The sequence below is a fragment of the Luteibacter sp. genome, from assembly GCF_036499525.1.
In the GTDB taxonomy this organism is placed as follows: domain Bacteria; phylum Pseudomonadota; class Gammaproteobacteria; order Xanthomonadales; family Rhodanobacteraceae; genus Luteibacter.
This window is the reverse complement of sequence record NZ_DASYDO010000003.1, coordinates 24,010-40,500: the sequence shown is the minus strand read 5'-3', so window position 1 is coordinate 40,500 and position 16,491 is coordinate 24,010. Positions and strand designations below refer to the sequence as shown.

Genomic DNA, 16,491 nt, shown 5'->3' with positions numbered 1-16,491 from the left:
GCTGTCGCGCGCAGGCGCGCTCCTACGGGCCGTCGTTGAGGACTGCCAAGGGGGCCTCAGTCCCCGTGGCCGGCCCTGCTATCATGCCCGCCTGACTCTACGTAGCTCCGGGGTTCACGTGCTTGAAATTCTTCTGGCTGGCGGCTGGGCGTTGCTGCCGATCCTCATCTGTTCGCTCGCGGCACTGGCCATCGTGCTGGAGCGTTTCTGGTCCCTGCGTCGCGCGGCCGTGCTGCCGCCGGGGCTGGGGACGGAAGTCCGCGAATGGGCGCGCTCGGCGAAACTCGACGCCGCCCATCTCGCCGCCCTGGAAAAGGGTTCCCCGCTGGGCGAGCTGTTCGCCGGTGCGCTCGCCGTGCGCGACCGTCCGCGCGAGATCATCAAGGAGCGCATCGAGGACACTGGTCGCCATGTGGTCCACCGCATGGAGCGCTACCTGAATACCCTCGGCACCATCGCCCTCATCGGCCCCCTGCTTGGTCTGCTCGGCACCGTGATCGGCCTGATCCGCATGTTCCTCAACGTGATGGCTGGCGGTATCGGCGATCCGACCAAGATGGCCGGCGGTATCGGCGAGGCCCTGATCTGCACGGCCTTCGGTCTGGTCGTTTCGATTCCCGCGTATGTGCTGCATCGCTACTTCCGCTCCAAGGTCGGCGGTTACGTGGTGCAGATGGAGAAGGAAGCGACGGCGCTGCTGGACGACCTGTCGGCGCCGCGCCCGGTGGCGCGTCGCCGCACTGCCGCTTCGGAAGCCGTCGCCACGCAGGCCGGATGATCCCATGCGCATCGGCTCCCGTCGCGAGGACGACTTCGAGATCAACGTGATTTCGCTGATCGACGTCCTGCTTACCCTGCTGATGTTCTTCGTGCTCAGCACGACCTTCATCGAGCACTCGCGCCTGAAGGTCAACCTGCCCAAGGCGGATAGCGAAGCGCGCGAGGCCACGGATAACGCGCTCACCATCGTCGTCGATCGCGACGGCCATTACGCCGTCGGCAGCGACGACGTGCTGGGTGAGGGCATCGACCCGTTGAAATCCACCATCGAGCGCGTCGCCGGTCCCGACCGGGGCCGTATCGTCGTGATCCGCGCCGATGCGATGACGCCGCACCAGAACGTGGTGCGCGCCATGGACGCGCTGGGCCAGCTCGGCTTCACCCGGCTCTCGATCGCCACTACCCCGGCCGCGACGGCGGCAGGCAAGTGAGTACCCAGAAAGTCGCGGTGTGGGACATCCACACCTGGCGCACCTATAAGCGCCTGCTCGGCTACACGAAGCGGTTCCGCACGGCGGGTATCGTCGCCATCATCGGCATGATTGTCGATCCGGCCTGCCTGACGCTGTTCACCAACCTGCTGCAGCCGCTGATCGACAACCTGTTCATCGCGCGCGACCCACACACGATCTTCTGGATGCCGATCTGGATCATCTGCATCTTTTCCGTGCGCGGCATAGCGTCGTACTGCACCGATTACGGCATCGCCTATGTCGGCCGCAACGTCGTCCAGGCCATCCGCATCGACGTGTTCGCCGCCTACCTGCGCCTGCCGTCCACGTTCTTCGCCAAGGAACCCTCGGGCCAGCAGATCTCGCGCATCACCTACACCAGCGAGCAGGTGGCGGCAGCATCTTCGGATTCGCTGAAGGTCGCCGTGACCGAAAGCCTGACCGTGGTCGGCCTGCTCTCCGTCATGCTCTACCAGAGCGCCTACCTGGCGATGGCGTTGCTCGTGCTGGTGCCTTGCGTCGTCGTGATCGTCACGGTGATCAGCCGCCGCTACCGTAAGATCAGCAAACGCATCCAGGGCAACATGGGCACCGTCACCAGTGCCGTCGAGGAAGCCGTCGCGGCCAATCGCGAGGTGCGCATCTATGGCGGACAGGCGCGCGAGGGCGACCGCTTCCAGCAGGTCGCCGACCGCCAGCGTCGTCTCAACCTCAAGGTGTCGGCGACCAGTGCCGCGTCCAGCGCCACGATCCAGACGGTGGGCGCGATGGCGCTCGCCGTGCTGGTCTTCCTCGGTACGCGCCCCGGTGTCATCGAGACGATCACCCCCGGCGTGTTCACCGCCGTCCTGACCGCCATGGGCGGGATGTTGCCGTCGTTGAAGCGCCTTGCCGGCATCCAGTCCAACCTGCAGAAGGGCGTGAGCGCGGCGGAAGACCTGTTCGCGATCATCGACGAGCCGCCGGAAGTGGACCACGGCACGGAAGACCTGGGCCGCACGAAGGGCGATATCCGTTTCGCAAACGTCCGGCTGGTCTACGAGCGCAACAACCATGCCGCCCTGCGTGGCGTCGACCTGGTCTGCGCGCCCGGCACGGTCACCGCGCTGGTCGGCCGGTCCGGTAGTGGCAAGTCGAGCCTGGTGAGCCTGCTGCCGCGCTTCTACGAGCCGACCGAAGGCCACATCCTCCTCGACGGCCGAGACTATGCGCAGTACACGCTGGCATCGCTGCGCAGGCAGATCGCCTGGGTGGGCCAGAATGTGGTCCTGTTCGACGACACCGTCGCCGCGAACATCGCTTATGGCGAGATGGCCGGCGCCTCCGAGGCCGATATCGTCGCCGCGGCACAGGCGGCGAACGCGATGGAATTCATCGAGCGCCTGCCGCAAGGCCTGCACACGCCGATCGGCCAGGGCGGCAATTCGCTGTCCGGCGGCCAGCGCCAGCGCCTGGCCATCGCGCGGGCCATCCTGAAGAACGCGCCGGTGCTCGTGCTGGACGAGGCCACCAGCGCCCTCGACACCGAATCCGAGCGTCTGATCCAGGACGCCCTCACTCGCCTGATGCGCGACCGCACCACATTGGTGATAGCGCACCGCCTGTCCACCATCGAGCACGCCGACCAGATCGCGGTGATGGAGCAGGGCAGGATCATCGAACTTGGCACGCACCGCGAGTTGCTCAACACGGGTGGTCAGTACGCGGCGCTGCACCGCATGCAGTTCCACGAACAGGACACGGTGGGCTAAACGCATGGCCCTGGGCGCCTCGTTGCAACGGCGTTGGTATGGTGGCGGCTCACCGCCGTTGTGGACACGCCCGCTGGAGTCGCTTTACCGCCACGTCGTGGCGCGGCGTGCGCGGCGCTTCAGCGATGATCCGTCGGCCGTGGTGCGCCTGCCCGTGCCCGTCGTGGTCGTCGGTAACATCACCATCGGGGGCACCGGCAAGACGCCGCTGATCGTCGCGCTGGCCGGGGCGATGGTCGAGCGTGGATTCATCCCCGGCGTCGTCAGCCGTGGCTACGGCGGTAGCGAACACGGCCCGTACCTGCTTACGGGCGACGACGATCCGGTCAGGGTCGGCGACGAACCCAGCCTCATTCGTCGAAGCGGCGTGCCCGTCGCCATTGGTCGAGAGCGGCCCGAGGCGGCAAGACGGCTCATCGACACCGGCTGCGATCTCGTCCTCGCCGATGACGGCTTGCAGCACTATCGTTTGGGACGTGACGTGGAGATCTGCGTCATCGACGGCGAACGGCGCCTGGGCAACGGACACCTGCTTCCCGCGGGTCCGCTGCGCGAGCCGGCAAGCCGTCTTGCGGATGTCGACTACGTCGTGGTCAACGGTGGCCTTCCGGCCGGCGAGGAGGTGGCGATGACGCTGGAAGGCGGCGTCGCCGTGAACATGCATGACCCGTCAATGACGGCGCCGTTGTCCGATTTTGCCGGGCGCCCGGCGCATGCGGTCGCCGGCATCGGCAACCCGTCGCGTTTCTTCACGAGCCTCGCGGCGCACGGCATCGCCGTGCACGGGCACCCTTTCGCCGACCACCACGCCTTCACCCGCGACGACTTCGTTTTCGCGGATGGTTGCCCTGTGCTGATGACGGACAAGGACGCCGTGAAGTGCCGCGCGTTCGCGCGGCCTAACTGGTGGCGCGTGCCGGTACGTGCCGTGTTACCCGAATCGTTTTACGACGCGGTAGCTGCGCGTATCCGGTCTTAAAACGCGGGCTGGACCGCGCCGCCGTAGGTCTTCTCTATGAACGCCTTCACTTCCGGCGAGGTCAGTGCCGCGGCGAGCTTCTGCACGCGCGGGTCGTCCTTGTTGTCCGCGCGAGAGACGAGGAAGTTCACGTACGGCGATTCCTTGTCCTCGATCAGCAGTGCGTCCTTCAAGGGGTCGAGTTTCGCGGCCAGCGCGTAGTTGGTGTTGATGAGGGCAAGATCCACTTCGCCCAGCACACGCGGCAGCATGGCCGCCTCCAGCTCGCGGAACTTGAGATGTTTCGGATTGCCGGTGATGTCCTTCAGCGTGGCCAGCCTGTCTTCCGGGCTTGCAAGCGTGATCAGGTCATGCCTTGCCAGAAGCAGCAGGGCACGGCTGCCATTGCTCGGATCGTTCGGGATGACGACATTGGCGCCGTCGGGAAGCTGGCCGATGGAGGTGTACTTGCGCGAGTAGGCACCGAAGGGTTCGATGTGCACGCCAATCACCTTGACCAGATTGGTACCGTGTTCCCTGTTGAAGGTGTCGAGGTAGGGCCCGGTCTGGAAGAAGTTCACGTCCAGTTGTTTCTGCGCCACCTGCATGTTCGGCTGCACATAGTCGGTGAACACGCGGATCTCGAGTTTGACGCCTTGCCTGGCCAACAGGGGTTTGATCTCTTTGAGGATTTCCGTATGCGGCACCGGCGTGGCGGCGACCGTGAGTGGTGCCTCGGCGTTTGCTTCCTTGCCGTTGTCCCGGCTGCTGGAACAACCCGCCGCGGCGATGGCAAGCGTGGAGAGGAGGGGCAGCAGGTACTTCTTCATGAGGCGTCCGTTGCTATGTTGCGACGCGACAGCATAGACGTCCATACCGCCGGATGCAAAGACGGCCGGAAGGCCGTTCAGCGTCTGCTATAGCGGCTTACCAGGTGGTCGCCCACGGATTGCAGGATCTGCACCAGCACCACGAGCAGCGCCACCGTCACCAGCATGTAGTCGGGCTTGTAGCCGTTATAACCGTATTGATAGGCGAGCGCGCCCAGTCCGCCCGCACCCACGATGCCGCCCATGGCCGTATAGCCGACCAATGCGACGGCGGTGACGGTGGTGCTTGCGATCAGGCCCGCGCGGGCCTCCGGCAGCAGCACGCGAGACACGATCTGCGCCGTCGTGGCGCCCATGGCCTGGCTGGCCTCGATGACGCCGCGATCGACTTCACGTAACGCGGTTTCCACCAGCCGCGCGAAGAAGGGTGCCGCGCCGATCACCAGGGGCACGATGGCGCCACGGATGCCGATGCTCACACCGGTGATGGCCTGGGTCACGGGAATCAGGAGGATCATCAGGATGATGAACGGGACGGAGCGCAGCACGTTCACGGCGAAGGAGAGCGCGCTGTACAGCTTGGGCTTCGCATGCGGCTGGCCGCGTGCGGTCAGGAACAGCCAGACGCCCAGCGGCAGGCCGATGACGATCGTGAAGAGCAGCGATCCACCCAGCATCAGCAAGGTGTCCACGCACGCCTGTGCGATTTCCGGCCAATCGATGTTGGGAAATAGCGTAGTCAGGGGACTCATCGGGTCACCTCTTCGATGTCGACGCCGGCGGCGCGGATCTGGGCGAGCGCGTCGTCAACGCGCTCGCCGTGCATGGCCAGGGTCAACTGTCCGTAAGGAGTATCCTTGATCCGGTCGACGCGGCCGGAGAGGAGGTTGTATTCCACACCGGTGTCGCGCACCACCCGCGACAACAGCGGCGAGTAGGTGGCGTCGCCGCGGAAAGAAAGGCGATAAAGCGTGCCGGCCACGCCGGGGAACTCCGGCCCGCGTCCGTCCCGATGGTCGGCCTCGGCGACGAATCGCCGCGTGGTCGGGTGCTGCGGATGCAGGAACACGTCGGCCACGGTGCCAAGCTCCACCACGCGGCCTGCATCCAGCACGGCCACGCGGTCGCAGACACGGCGGATCACGTCCATCTCGTGGGTGATGAGGACGATGGTAAGGCCGAGGCGGCGATTGATATCGGCAAGCAGTTCCAGCACTGACGCGGTGGTTTGCGGATCGAGCGCGCTGGTCGCCTCGTCGCAGAGAAGGATGCGCGGGTGGCTGGCGAGTGCGCGCGCGATGCCTACGCGCTGTTTCTGGCCGCCCGAGAGTTGCGCCGGGTACTTGCGCGCGTGGTCGGCAAGACCGACAAGGTCGAGCAGTTCGTTCACCCTTGTCGCGAGGCTTGCTTCATCCATGCCCCCCTGCAGGCGCAGCGGGAAGGCGACGTTGTCGGCCACCGTTCGCGAGGCAAGCAGGTTGAAGTGCTGGAAGATCATGCCGATGCCGGAACGCAGCCGGCGCAGCTCGACGCCTTGCGCCTCGGTGACGTCGCGCCCGTCGATGAACACCTTTCCAGCGGTCGGGCGTTCCAGCAGGTTGACCAGGCGCAGCATGGTCGATTTGCCGGCACCGGAATGGCCAATGATGCCGAACACCTCACCCGGGTCGATGGTGAGATCGACCGGGTGCAGGGCGGGAACGAGTGCGCCGTCCACGGAATACGACTTGGACGCGGCGGCGAAACGGATCACAGGCGTGGGCTCTTGGCCGGAAAGACGGCCATCTTAGCCGAAGCGGCGTAGACTGGCGGCTACCCCCTCACCAAGGACGCGACGCATGGCCAGCATCTACGATTTCTCCGCCCGCGACATCGACGGTAACGAGCGCTCGCTGGCCGAATTCCGGGGCAAGGCCCTGCTCGTGGTGAACGTGGCATCGAAGTGCGGGTTCACGCCGCAGTACGAGGGCCTGGAAGCACTGCACAAAGCCTGGCAGCAGCAGGGCTTCGAGGTCCTCGGTTTTCCGTGCGATCAGTTCGGCCACCAGGAACCGGGTAGCGAGGAAGAAATCCGCAGTTTCTGTTCGCTCAATTATGGCGTGAGCTTTCCGATGTTCTCGAAGATCGAGGTCAACGGCGACGGCGCGCACCCGCTGTATCGCTGGCTGAAGGCCGAGAAGAAAGGGCTGCTCGGTACCGAAGGCATCAAGTGGAACTTTACGAAGTTCCTGATCGATCGCGAGGGGCAGGTGGTCGACCGCTACGCGCCGACCGACACACCGGAGAAAATCGGCAAGGATTTGCCGGCGGTGTTGGGCTGACCCGGCACGCCCTACAATCTCTCCGTGGCTTCCGCGAGCATCAGCGCGATGGCATCGACTTCCGCCGAGACCGGCTTCACCGCTTCGGCGCTGCGCGACGGCGGGCGATAGTTGTTGAGCACGATCGCGAACGCCAATCGCTGGCCACGCTTCGTCGTCACGTATCCCGCCAGAGCATTCACGTAACTCATGCTGCCCGTCTTCGCGACGACATTGCCCTGCGCGGCGGTATCACGCATGCGATTCGCCAGCGTACCGTCGACGCCGGCGACGGGAAGCAGATCACGCCATAGGGTAGCCACCGGCGAGGCATCCATCATCGCCAGCAGGTGCGTGAGCGAGGCGGCGGTCGTCAGGTCGTGGCGCGACAAGCCGGTGCCCTCGACCATTGTGGTGGAGGTGGGTCCGATGCCGCGCGCACCCAGCCAGGTCGCGAGCGCAGCGGCGGCACGGTCCTCGGCCGAACCGGTCTCATCCGTGTCCACTGCGGACGCTTGCCCGGCCAGCAGGAAGACGCTCTGCAAGTAGAGATTTTGCGAGCGCTTCAACCCATCGCGAAGGATCGTTGCCACTGGCGGCGACGGCCAGGACGCGATGGTTTCACCTCGTTGCGCCGACACTGGCCACAGGAGGCTGCGCGCTTCGCCGTCCACGCGGATGTCCTGTCGTTCGAGTGCCGACTGCAGCCGGCGCGCGGCGGTAAGGGCCGGATCGGGTATCGAGAGGCGCAAGGTTCGCGCCGGGAGGCTCGCGCCTTTCGCGCCAAGCACGTGAACGGTGGCGGTGCCGGGAGCGCGATAAACCGCGAATCGCTTCGCCGGATCGAGTGCGATGGCGACCGCTGCATCCGCCGGTTGCACGACGATGTCACCGGCCGACAGGATCGCCGTCATCGTGTTCTCGTCGATGTCCAGGCCGCCGGCCTGCGCGCCGTAATAAGTCTGCAGGTCGGCGGCTTCCCAGCCGTTGCCGATCGGTGGTCCCGCGAAGACGGTGTCGTCGCCGACGACGGCACCGTCGATGCGCCGGATACCGTGTTCGCGTACTGCCGTCGCCAGCTGGTCGGCCCACGCATGACCTGCGAGCGTGGGATCGCCGCCACCGCGCAGGACCATGTCGCCACGCAGGCGCCCCTTGTACAATTCGCCCGTCACGGATACGTCGGTGTGCGTGCGGTACTCCGCACCAAGCCGGTCGAGCGCGAAGGCCGCCGTATAGAGTTTTGCGGTCGATGCCGGCAGCAGCAGGCGGCCGGCGTCATGGGCGTAGACGGTATGGCCATCGTCCAGCGACACCACCGAAACACCCCATGAGGCCGCGGCGAAGCGCGATTCGGCGAGATGGCCGTCGATGCGCTGGTCAAGTGTCGTTGCATGAGCGACCGTGGCCGCGAGGAAAAGGCAGCATGCCCACGCTACGTTTCGTGTCAGGGCAGCCATGAGGGCTGTCCCTTTTCGAGGAAAGCGGAGAGGCCATCCTGGCCTTCCGGCGATACGCGCAGGCGCGCGATCAGCGCGGCGTTTTCCCTGTCGACCTTCTCCATGGCCGTCAATGCCATGCCCCCCATGCCGAGAGCCAGACGCTTCGCTTCTCCCTGGGCCACGGGGCCGCCCTTGCCCAACAGGCCGAGCACGCGCTCAACGGCCGCATCGAGCCCATCGGCGGGCACCGCCTCGTGGATCAGGCCCATGGCCAACGCGGCCCTTGCATCGAACACCTCGCCGGTAAGGAACAACCGGCGCGCCTGGCGCAGGCCGATGGCGGCGACCACATAGGGAGAAATCACCGCAGGAACGAGTCCCAACTTCACTTCTGACAAGGCAAATTTCGACCCATCGGCAGCGATCGCGATGTCGCAGCAGGCCACCAGACCGACGCCGCCGCCAAATGCGGCGCCATTCACCCGCGCGATGGTGGGTTTCGCAAGAAATTGCAGGCGGCGCATCAGGGTAGCGAGACGCAGCGAGTCCTCGCGGTTCTCGTCTTCCGATGCCTGCGCCATGCCGCGCATCCAGCGCAGGTCGGCACCGGCCGAGAAGCTGGCCCCCGCGCCGGACAGGACGACCGCGCGCACGCCGTCGTCGGCCTCGAGCTCCGCGATGGCGGCGGCCAGATCGGCGATCAGGCCGTCATCGAAGGCGTTGTGCACCTCCGGGCGGTTCATGACCAGGTGGGCGACGACACCCTTGCGGACCAGTTCGACGGCTGACATGGCGGAACTCCTGATGGAAGCCGCCGATCATAAGGGCTAGGGCATGGGATGCAGCCCTCCCGGTAAAGGCATACAATGCGAACAGTTCTTATTTGAGAAATCCCAGTGCGCCTCTCAGACGCGCCGAAAGGTGCCCATGCCGTGGTCCAGTCCGTTTCCGATGCCCATCCCGCCGACCCCATCGCGCAACGCCTGCGCGACCTGGGTTTCGTGGCCGGCGAGCCGGTGCGGCTGGTGGCCCGTGGCCCCCTCGGCGGCGACCCGCTGCTGATCCAGATAGGCACGACGCGGTTCGCCCTGCGCAAGACCGAGGCGGCGCGCGTGGAAGTTTTCGTGGGCGGTGCCGCATGAGCGCCGCCACGATAAGGATCGCCCTCGTCGGTAATCCCAATTGCGGCAAAACGGCGCTGTTCAACCAACTCACCGGTGGCCGGCAGAAGGTGGCCAATTACGCGGGAGTAACGGTGGAGCGCAAGGAGGGCCGCTTCGTCGCGCCCTCGGGGCGCACGTTGCACATCCTCGATCTTCCCGGGGCTTACAGCTTCGACGCCACCAGTCCGGACGAAGCGATCACCCGCGACGTCTGCCACGGGCGCTACCCGGGCGAGGCCGCACCCGATCTCATCGTCTGCGTCGCCGATGCCACCAACCTGCGCCTGCACCTGCGGTTCGTGCTCGAAGTGCGTCGCCTGGGCCGTCCGGTGGTGCTGGCGCTGAACATGATGGATGCGGCGCGTCGTCGCGGCATCGTCATCGACGTCGCCCGGTTGTCGCAGCGTCTGGGCGTACCCGTGGTCGAAACGATCGCGGTACAGCGCGGCGGTGCCAAGGCGCTGATCGAGCGCATCGACGCCAGCGTGCCGGACATCGTGCCGGCACCGATCGACGAGGCGGGGATCGAAGCGCTCCACGCCGAAGTACGCGCGATCCTTGCCGATGCGGTCACGCTCCCGCGCGACAACGCGGCCGTCGACGATGCCATCGACCGCTGGGCGCTGCATCCGGTATTCGGCCTGGCCATCCTCGCTACACTCATGTTCCTGATCTTCCAGGCCGTGTTCTCCTGGGCGCAGCCGGTCATGGATGGCATCGAGGCAGGTATCGCCGCGCTCGGCGCTTTCATTACAGGGTTCCTGCCCGAAGGCAGCGCGTTGCACAGCCTGCTCAACGATGGCGTGTTCGCCGGCCTTGGCGCTGTGCTGGTGTTTCTGCCGCAGATCCTGATCCTGTTCCTGTTCATCCTCGTGCTCGAGGAATCGGGTTACCTGCCGCGCGCCGCCTTCCTGCTCGACCGCATGATGTTCCGCGTGGGCCTTACCGGTCGCGCGTTCATTCCGCTGCTGTCGAGCTTCGCGTGCGCCATTCCCGGCATCATGGCCACGCGCAGCATCCAGGACCCGCGCGATCGCCTCACCACGATCCTCGTGGCGCCGCTGATGACCTGTTCGGCGCGGCTGCCGGTCTATACGCTGCTCATCGCCGCGTTTATCCCGAGTCGCAGCGTGTGGGGTGTGTTCAACCTGCAGGGCATCGTGCTGTTCACGCTCTACTTCGCCGGCATTTTCAGCGCACTGGGCGTCGCCTTCGTGATGAAGCGCCTGCGCAAGGACAAGAGCGAACACGCGCTCATCATGGAACTGCCGTCGTACCGCCTGCCGAACGTGCGCGACATCGCGCTCGGGCTGTGGGAGAGGGCGATGATCTTCCTGAAGCGCGTGGGTGGCATCATCCTCGCGCTCACCGTGCTGTTGTGGTTCCTTTCCAGCTTCCCGGGACCGCCGCCGGGAGCCACCCAGCCGCCGATCGATTACAGCATCGCGGGCCGTCTCGGCCACATGCTCGAAGTCGTGTTCTCGCCCATCGGCTTCAACTGGCAGATCTGCGTGGCGCTGGTGCCTGGCCTGGCCGCACGCGAAGTCGCCGTGGCGGCGCTGGGTACGGTCTATGCCATGTCCGGCAGCGACGACGCGCTTGCTTCACAGCTGGGACCGGTGATCGCGCACCAATGGACGCTCGCCACAGCGCTGTCGTTGCTGGCCTGGTACGTGTTCGCGCCTCAGTGCATGTCTACGCTGGCCGTGATTCGCCGCGAAACCAATTCGTGGAAGAACGTCGCCGTGGCAGCCGGATACCTGTTCGGCCTTGCGTACCTGGCCTCGCTGGCGACCTACCAGATCGCGAGGGCGCTCTCATGACCACGTTTGCACTGGTGCAGGGTGCGATCATCGCCATCGTCGTCGCGGCGAGTGCCTGCGTCGCGTTTCGCAAGCTGTTGCCGAAGACGTCGACGCGGCTGATGGCGCGTCTTTCGGCCAGTCTTAACCGCGAAGGCCGGTCGGGCGCGCTGCGTTTCCTCGGTCGCCGCCTCCAGCCCGCTGCCGCCACGGGCAGCTGCGGCGACGGTTGCGGTTCGTGCAACAGCTGCGGTCCGGCCGCGCCGCGTACCGAGGCGCAGCCGCTGCATTTCAAGCCACGCAACTGATTGGCGTTTCCTATTCCGAAGGCGACGCCTCGCCCGAGTCCACCGCGCGGTGCCTGCGCTGCTTCCTCAAGGTCCACCAGTTCACCGCCAGGTTCACGGTGAACCATGCGCCAAAAAATGCCAGTGGCCAGGCGATCACCGCCGGCCACAGGATGGCCACCAGGGTCAGTCCCAACGCCGTCGCCGCACCGGCCAGGATCGAACCGGTTTCCGTCTCGCCCAGCACGCGGTGCTGGGTGATGGCGGCCCCCACGGTATTGGCGATGCGCAGTGCGCCTGCCGCCGCGCGGCCGGAACTGCCGCCGGCGTTTCGCGGCCGTGGTGGTCGGGGCGAACGGCTGCGCAGGTGCTCCTTGCCGGAGCGCGGGTGCCGTCCGCGAAGCAGGATCTCGGTGGCGTTCTCCAGATCCTTTTCGTACTGCGCAGCGAGCTGGCTGGCGAAGCCGGCGTCTTCGATCGCCACGTCGATTTCACGGTTGCTGAGCCAACTGGCGATATTGAGGTTGGAGGAGCCCACCCGTGCCCAGCGCCCATCGGCCACGGCCGTCTTCGCGTGCAGCATCGAGCCATTCCATTCGAAGACCCGGATACCCGCTTTCAGCAACGGGCGGTAACCGGAGCGCGACATGCTTGCCACCACGGGGATGTCGCTGCTGCCCGGAACCAGCAGGCGCACGTCCACGCCATCGCGCGCCGCGGCGGACAGGGCCTGCACGTACGGCGCCACGCCGACGAAATAGGCGTCGGTCAGCCAGAGTGTCTGCGTGGCCATCGCGGCGACCATCTGGTCCAGCCGGTACATGCCCGCCGTGCTGGGATGGGTCGCGATCACGCGCAGGGACACGTCGCCGGCGTCCGCCAGCGATACGAGCGGTGACAGGCGTTCGTCCTCCGGTATCGGATCGCCGGTTTCGCGCCAGCTGTCGGTGAACGCATGCTCGATCTCCGCGACGGCAGGACCGCGCAGCATCACGCCCGTGTCGCGCCAGGGTGGAACGTCGCGCCTGGGATCGCCCAACCACTTTTCGCTGACGCAGACGCCGGACAGGAATCCGACGTCACCGTCCACCACGAGCACCTTGCGGTGGTCGCGGCTCACCCAGCCGAACGAGCTGCCGAACTTTGGCGGGTTGTAAATGCGCACCTGTCCGCCGGCATGGCGCAGCGGGTTCCAGAACGAGGAACGGGACTGGCCGAGACAGCCCGCCCAGTCCGCGATAACGGCCACGAATACACCGGCCTTCGCGCGCTCCACGAGGGCGTCGAGGAAGGCGTGGCCGATGGCGTCGTCGCGAACGATGTAGTTCTCGAGGAACACGTGGCGCCGCGCGGAGGCGATGGCGGCCAGCCAGGCGTCAAAGTGCGCGCGGGCGTCGATCAGCAGTTCCACGGCATTGCCGCCGATTAGCGGCGCTCCGGCGCTGCGACTCAGGGCCTGCTCGGCGAACAGGCGGTTGGAAAACCCAGTGGTGCGGTGGCGGACGTTCATGTCCGGCAGTGTATCCGCACTACGGGGCCGCTTCTTGTAGCCCCGACAGATACTCCACAAAGCGGCTGTCATGCCGATGCGGTAAAATAAGCGTCTATGATCGAAGACCTCTCCAGCCGCCCGCGGCCCGCAGAAGCCGGCGCACGCCGCCCCAGCACGGGCGTCCTTGTCGACCGCGTTCAGGTCGGCGGTGGCGCGCCCATCGTCGTCCAGTCGATGACGAATACCGACACCGAGGACCCGGCCTCCACCGCGAAGCAGGTGGCCGAGCTGGCCCGTGCGGGTTCGGAAATGGTGCGTATCACCGTGAATACGCCGGCGGCGGCGGCCGCTGTGCCGCGCATTCGCGAGCGCCTGGACATGATGGGTGTATCGGTCCCGCTGATCGGCGATTTCCACTACAACGGACACCAGCTCCTCGAAGGCGAGCCCGCCTGCGCGGAGGCGCTGGCGAAATACCGCATCAACCCGGGCAATGTCGGCTTCGGAAAAAAGAAGGACGCCCAGTTCGCCTCGATCATCGAAATGGCGATCCGCTACGACAAACCCGTGCGCATCGGCGCCAACTGGGGCTCGCTGGACCAGTCCATGGTCGCCACCCTGATGGACGAGAACGCCCACCGCGCCGATCCCTGGGATGCCAGCCACGTGGCGCGCGAGGCGCTGATCCGTTCAGCGCTGGACTCGGCGGCACGCGCCGAGGATCTCGGCCTCTCGCGCGACCGCATCATCCTGTCGTGCAAGGTCTCGGGCGTGCAGGAGCTCATCGCCGTCTACCGCGACCTGGCGCGGCGCGGCGATTACGCGCTGCACCTCGGTCTCACCGAGGCGGGCATGGGCTCCAAGGGCATTACCGCGTCCAGTGCCGCGTTGGGCGTACTGCTGCAGGAAGGCATCGGCGACACCATCCGCATTTCGCTCACGCCGGAACCGGGTCAGTCGCGCACCACCGAAGTGATCGTCGCGCAGGAACTGCTGCAGACCATGGGCCTGCGCGCGTTCACGCCGCTGGTCACGGCCTGTCCCGGATGCGGCCGCACCACCAGCGAGTTCTTCCAGGAACTGGCGAAGCGGGTGCAGGGTCACGTGCGCGAGAAAATGCCGTTGTGGCGCGTGAAGTACGACGGTGTGGAGAACCTCACGCTGGCCGTCATGGGTTGCGTGGTGAATGGGCCGGGCGAATCGCGCCACGCGAATATCGGCATTTCGTTGCCCGGCAACGGCGAAGCGCCCTCGGCACCGGTGTTCATCGACGGTGAGAAGGCGATGACGCTGCGTGGCGAGAACATCGCGGAAGAATTCGTGGCGATTCTCGATAACTATGTGGAAACCCGCTTCGCCGCCCGCGGCGATTAAATCCAGTGCGAGGTGAGTGAGGATGAAACGAGCGATCGCCGTGGCCGCCCTCGCGGTCGGACTCGCTGGATGTCAGGGCATGGCGGCGAAGATCGCCAGGCTTGATGTCGGTACGCCACGAAATGAAGTCATCGACCGCCTCGGCCGCCCCGATTCGGATCGCAGCATCGTCGGTTACGAGGTGCTGAGTTGGCTCGACCGCAGGCCGGGCCGCTTCTCCTTCTTGCACAAGGACTACACCGTCGTGCTCAAAGACGACAAGGTGGTGCAATTCGGCCCCGGCCTGATCCGCCGCGACAGCAAGACAACCCTGCAGATCGAGACCGACGACCCCTGAGTGGCGTCGATTCAGGCCCAACCGCGCAAGTGATAGACCCAAAGGGCTAGCTGCTCCCGAAGGCAGCGCGCGGTGAGGCTCAGGGCGTCTCGCCGGGGCAGCCAGCGGGGCGCCAGGAGCAATACCGAATACGGGTCCGGCGTGGGTATGGGCGATACGTTCACGCCCTCCTTTCGGAAGGATGCCGCCGCGCGGCGCATGTGGATCGCCGAGGTCACCAGCAAGATGTCGGACGCTCCGCTGGAGGCGAGGAGGGCGGCTGAATTGCGCGCGTTCTCGTGCGTATTCCTGCTGGTTCGTTCCACGCGAAGGTCCCGCGTGGGCACGCCGGCCGCCGCATAGCCTTCGGCCAGCATGAGCGCCTGGTCGCTGCCAGAAACCAGCAGGAGTGGGGCGTAGCCGTCGCGCCACAGGGTCAGCCCCTTGCCGGCGCGCGTCGTCGGTTGCGACCAGTCGGCCCGGGGAAGTAGGCCGCCCCCGAGGACGACGATGGCGTCGGCCTGGGTGGGACGATCCTGTTGGGGCGTTGCCAGGGTGCCCTTCAAGGCCAGGGCGAGAGCCGGCGTGGACGCCAGCCAGAGCCAGGTCAAAGCGATGGCGCCTAGCCATGCCGCGGGCACGGGACGCCGTTTGAACACGAAGAAGAGCGAAAGCACCCCGAGCAGCAGGGCCTGCACCGCAGGGTGAACGAGCTTCACCGCCAAGTCGAGGAACTCGATCAACGCATAGCCTCTGGATGGGAGCGACGCCCGACCATTCTGCTCTCAAGGATCGCGCAAAGCCCGTCGCGACGCCGTCGGTCGAATGGCATAGGCAGGCTGTCGAATGGACGCCGGAGCGCATTGAAATGACGATACCGCTCGACGAAGTCACAGGGGCGGGTGCTCATCATGAAGGTCTTGAATCGCGTCGCCATACTGGCTGTCGCCTTGGTGTTGGGCGCTTGCGCCAGCGGCGGAAGCACGTCGCCACCGCCTCGGGCCGCTGCCGAAGCCCAGGCCGTCAACGCCTATCTCATCGGCGTCGACGACCAGCTCCAGGTCACGGTGTGGCATAACCCGGACCTCAGCGTGAGCGTCCCGGTACGTCCGGACGGAAAGGTCACCGTTCCGCTGGTCGGCGATGTCGCCGCGGGCGGCCGTACCACCGAACAGGTGGGCGCGGAGATCCAGCAGAAGCTGGGGCAATACATCCGCGATCCGCAGGTAGCGGTGATCCTCACCGCGCTGCGCAGCCACGAATACCTGTCGCGCGTTCGTGTCACCGGCGCCGTACGCAGTCCTATTTCTATTCCCTACCGGCAAGGCATGACCGTGCTCGACGCGGTGCTTGCCGCCGGCGGCACGACGGAATTCGCAGCGCCCGACCGCACCGAGCTTTATCGCCGTAACCAGGGCGGCGAAACGCAGTCCTATGCGGTGCGGCTCGAAAAGATCCTCCAGCAGGGCGATCTGGCGAACAACTATCCGGTGCAGCCCGGTGACGTGATCACCGTTCCGCAGCGTGCATTCTGAACGACTCCG

18 protein-coding genes are annotated in these 16,491 nt (G+C 66.1%); 11 read left to right on the top strand and 7 right to left on the bottom strand.

The genetic code is table 11. The features are described 5' to 3' along the window. Positions 1–118: 118 nt before the first annotated feature. The 4 genes from VGM71_RS00310 to lpxK are packed head-to-tail and all read left to right on the top strand — an operon-like array spanning position 119 to position 3,962. Complete coding sequence (locus VGM71_RS00310; protein ID WP_331541753.1) at positions 119–778, top strand: MotA/TolQ/ExbB proton channel family protein; 660 nt, start codon at positions 119–121, stop codon at positions 776–778. A gap of 4 nt (positions 779–782) precedes the next feature. After that, the gene (locus VGM71_RS00305; RefSeq protein WP_331541752.1) at positions 783–1,211 is read left to right on the top strand and encodes a biopolymer transporter ExbD; all 429 of its coding nucleotides are present in this window, start codon (positions 783–785) and stop codon (positions 1,209–1,211) included. Further along, positions 1,208–2,983, top strand: coding sequence for a lipid A export permease/ATP-binding protein MsbA (gene msbA, locus VGM71_RS00300; protein ID WP_331541751.1), 1,776 nt, complete (start codon positions 1,208–1,210; stop codon positions 2,981–2,983). Before VGM71_RS00305 ends, msbA begins: the two co-directional genes overlap by 4 nt. A gap of 4 nt (positions 2,984–2,987) precedes the next feature. Then, positions 2,988–3,962, top strand: coding sequence for a tetraacyldisaccharide 4'-kinase (lpxK, locus tag VGM71_RS00295; RefSeq protein ID WP_331541750.1), 975 nt, complete (start codon positions 2,988–2,990; stop codon positions 3,960–3,962). Here the strand turns inward: lpxK and VGM71_RS00290 are convergent. The 3 genes from VGM71_RS00290 to VGM71_RS00280 all read right to left on the bottom strand — a co-directional run bounded on the left by VGM71_RS00290 (position 3,959) and on the right by VGM71_RS00280 (position 6,524). Further along, on the bottom strand, positions 3,959–4,771 hold the full coding sequence (locus VGM71_RS00290) for a MetQ/NlpA family ABC transporter substrate-binding protein (RefSeq protein WP_331541749.1): 813 nt from the start codon (positions 4,769–4,771) through the stop codon (positions 3,959–3,961). The genes lpxK and VGM71_RS00290 overlap by 4 nt on opposite strands. A 77-nt stretch (positions 4,772–4,848) precedes the next feature. Continuing rightward, a complete protein-coding gene (locus VGM71_RS00285) occupies positions 4,849–5,523 on the bottom strand; it encodes a methionine ABC transporter permease (protein ID WP_331541747.1) in 675 nt (224 codons plus the stop codon). Beyond that, positions 5,520–6,524 carry a methionine ABC transporter ATP-binding protein gene (locus VGM71_RS00280; protein ID WP_331541746.1) on the bottom strand — a complete coding sequence of 335 codons (1,005 nt, stop codon included), beginning with the start codon at positions 6,522–6,524 and terminating at the stop codon, positions 5,520–5,522. The genes VGM71_RS00285 and VGM71_RS00280 overlap by 4 nt, the downstream gene beginning before the upstream one ends. 85 nt (positions 6,525–6,609) lie before the next feature. Between VGM71_RS00280 and VGM71_RS00275 the strand changes: the two genes are divergently transcribed. After that, a complete protein-coding gene (locus VGM71_RS00275; protein WP_331541744.1) occupies positions 6,610–7,092 on the top strand; it encodes a glutathione peroxidase in 483 nt (160 codons plus the stop codon). An 11-nt stretch (positions 7,093–7,103) separates the two neighbouring features. Here the strand turns inward: VGM71_RS00275 and dacB are convergent, their stop codons facing one another. Together dacB and VGM71_RS00265 are read right to left on the bottom strand one after the other, a co-directional pair. Further along, positions 7,104–8,531 carry a D-alanyl-D-alanine carboxypeptidase/D-alanyl-D-alanine endopeptidase gene (dacB, locus tag VGM71_RS00270; RefSeq protein WP_331541743.1) on the bottom strand — a complete coding sequence of 476 codons (1,428 nt, stop codon included), beginning with the start codon at positions 8,529–8,531 and terminating at the stop codon, positions 7,104–7,106. Then, positions 8,519–9,304: an enoyl-CoA hydratase-related protein gene (locus tag VGM71_RS00265; RefSeq protein ID WP_331541742.1), complete on the bottom strand. Its 786-nt coding sequence runs from the start codon at positions 9,302–9,304 to the stop codon at positions 8,519–8,521. The genes dacB and VGM71_RS00265 overlap by 13 nt, the downstream gene beginning before the upstream one ends. A 105-nt stretch (positions 9,305–9,409) precedes the next feature. Between VGM71_RS00265 and VGM71_RS00260 the strand changes: the two genes are divergently transcribed. Genes VGM71_RS00260 through VGM71_RS00250 form a run of 3 tightly spaced genes read left to right on the top strand, consistent with a single transcriptional unit; the run spans position 9,410 to position 11,786 of the window. Next, entirely contained in the window at positions 9,410–9,655 is a 246-nt protein-coding gene (locus VGM71_RS00260; protein ID WP_331541741.1) for a FeoA family protein, read from the top strand. Continuing rightward, positions 9,652–11,499 (top strand): ferrous iron transporter B, encoded by a 1,848-nt coding sequence (feoB, locus tag VGM71_RS00255; protein ID WP_331541740.1) that lies wholly within the window; start codon positions 9,652–9,654, stop codon positions 11,497–11,499. Before VGM71_RS00260 ends, feoB begins: the two co-directional genes overlap by 4 nt. Then, on the top strand, positions 11,496–11,786 hold the full coding sequence (locus tag VGM71_RS00250) for a DUF6587 family protein (RefSeq protein WP_331541739.1): 291 nt from the start codon (positions 11,496–11,498) through the stop codon (positions 11,784–11,786). The genes feoB and VGM71_RS00250 overlap by 4 nt, the downstream gene beginning before the upstream one ends. 10 nt (positions 11,787–11,796) lie before the next feature. Here the strand turns inward: VGM71_RS00250 and VGM71_RS00245 are convergent, their stop codons facing one another. Further along, positions 11,797–13,275, bottom strand: coding sequence for a phospholipase D-like domain-containing protein (locus VGM71_RS00245; RefSeq protein ID WP_331541738.1), 1,479 nt, complete (start codon positions 13,273–13,275; stop codon positions 11,797–11,799). Between the two features lie 96 nt (positions 13,276–13,371). Between VGM71_RS00245 and ispG the strand changes: the two genes are divergently transcribed. Both ispG and VGM71_RS00235 read left to right on the top strand, forming a co-directional pair. Beyond that, entirely contained in the window at positions 13,372–14,631 is a 1,260-nt protein-coding gene (ispG, locus tag VGM71_RS00240) for a flavodoxin-dependent (E)-4-hydroxy-3-methylbut-2-enyl-diphosphate synthase (protein ID WP_331541737.1), read from the top strand. A 22-nt stretch (positions 14,632–14,653) separates the two neighbouring features. Then, the gene (locus VGM71_RS00235; protein ID WP_331541736.1) at positions 14,654–14,968 is read left to right on the top strand and encodes a hypothetical protein; all 315 of its coding nucleotides are present in this window, start codon (positions 14,654–14,656) and stop codon (positions 14,966–14,968) included. Positions 14,969–14,979: 11 nt separating this feature from the next. On the opposite strand, the gene VGM71_RS00230 is transcribed toward VGM71_RS00235, so the two are convergent. Continuing rightward, positions 14,980–15,690, bottom strand: a complete 711-nt coding sequence (locus VGM71_RS00230; RefSeq protein ID WP_331541735.1) for a YdcF family protein — start codon at positions 15,688–15,690, stop codon at positions 14,980–14,982. Positions 15,691–15,858: 168 nt separating this feature from the next. Here VGM71_RS00230 and VGM71_RS00225 point away from each other — a divergent pair, with 168 nt between their 5' ends. Beyond that, positions 15,859–16,482: an XrtA/PEP-CTERM system exopolysaccharide export protein gene (locus VGM71_RS00225; RefSeq protein WP_331541733.1), complete on the top strand. Its 624-nt coding sequence runs from the start codon at positions 15,859–15,861 to the stop codon at positions 16,480–16,482. The last annotated feature ends 9 nt before the right edge of the window (positions 16,483–16,491 follow it).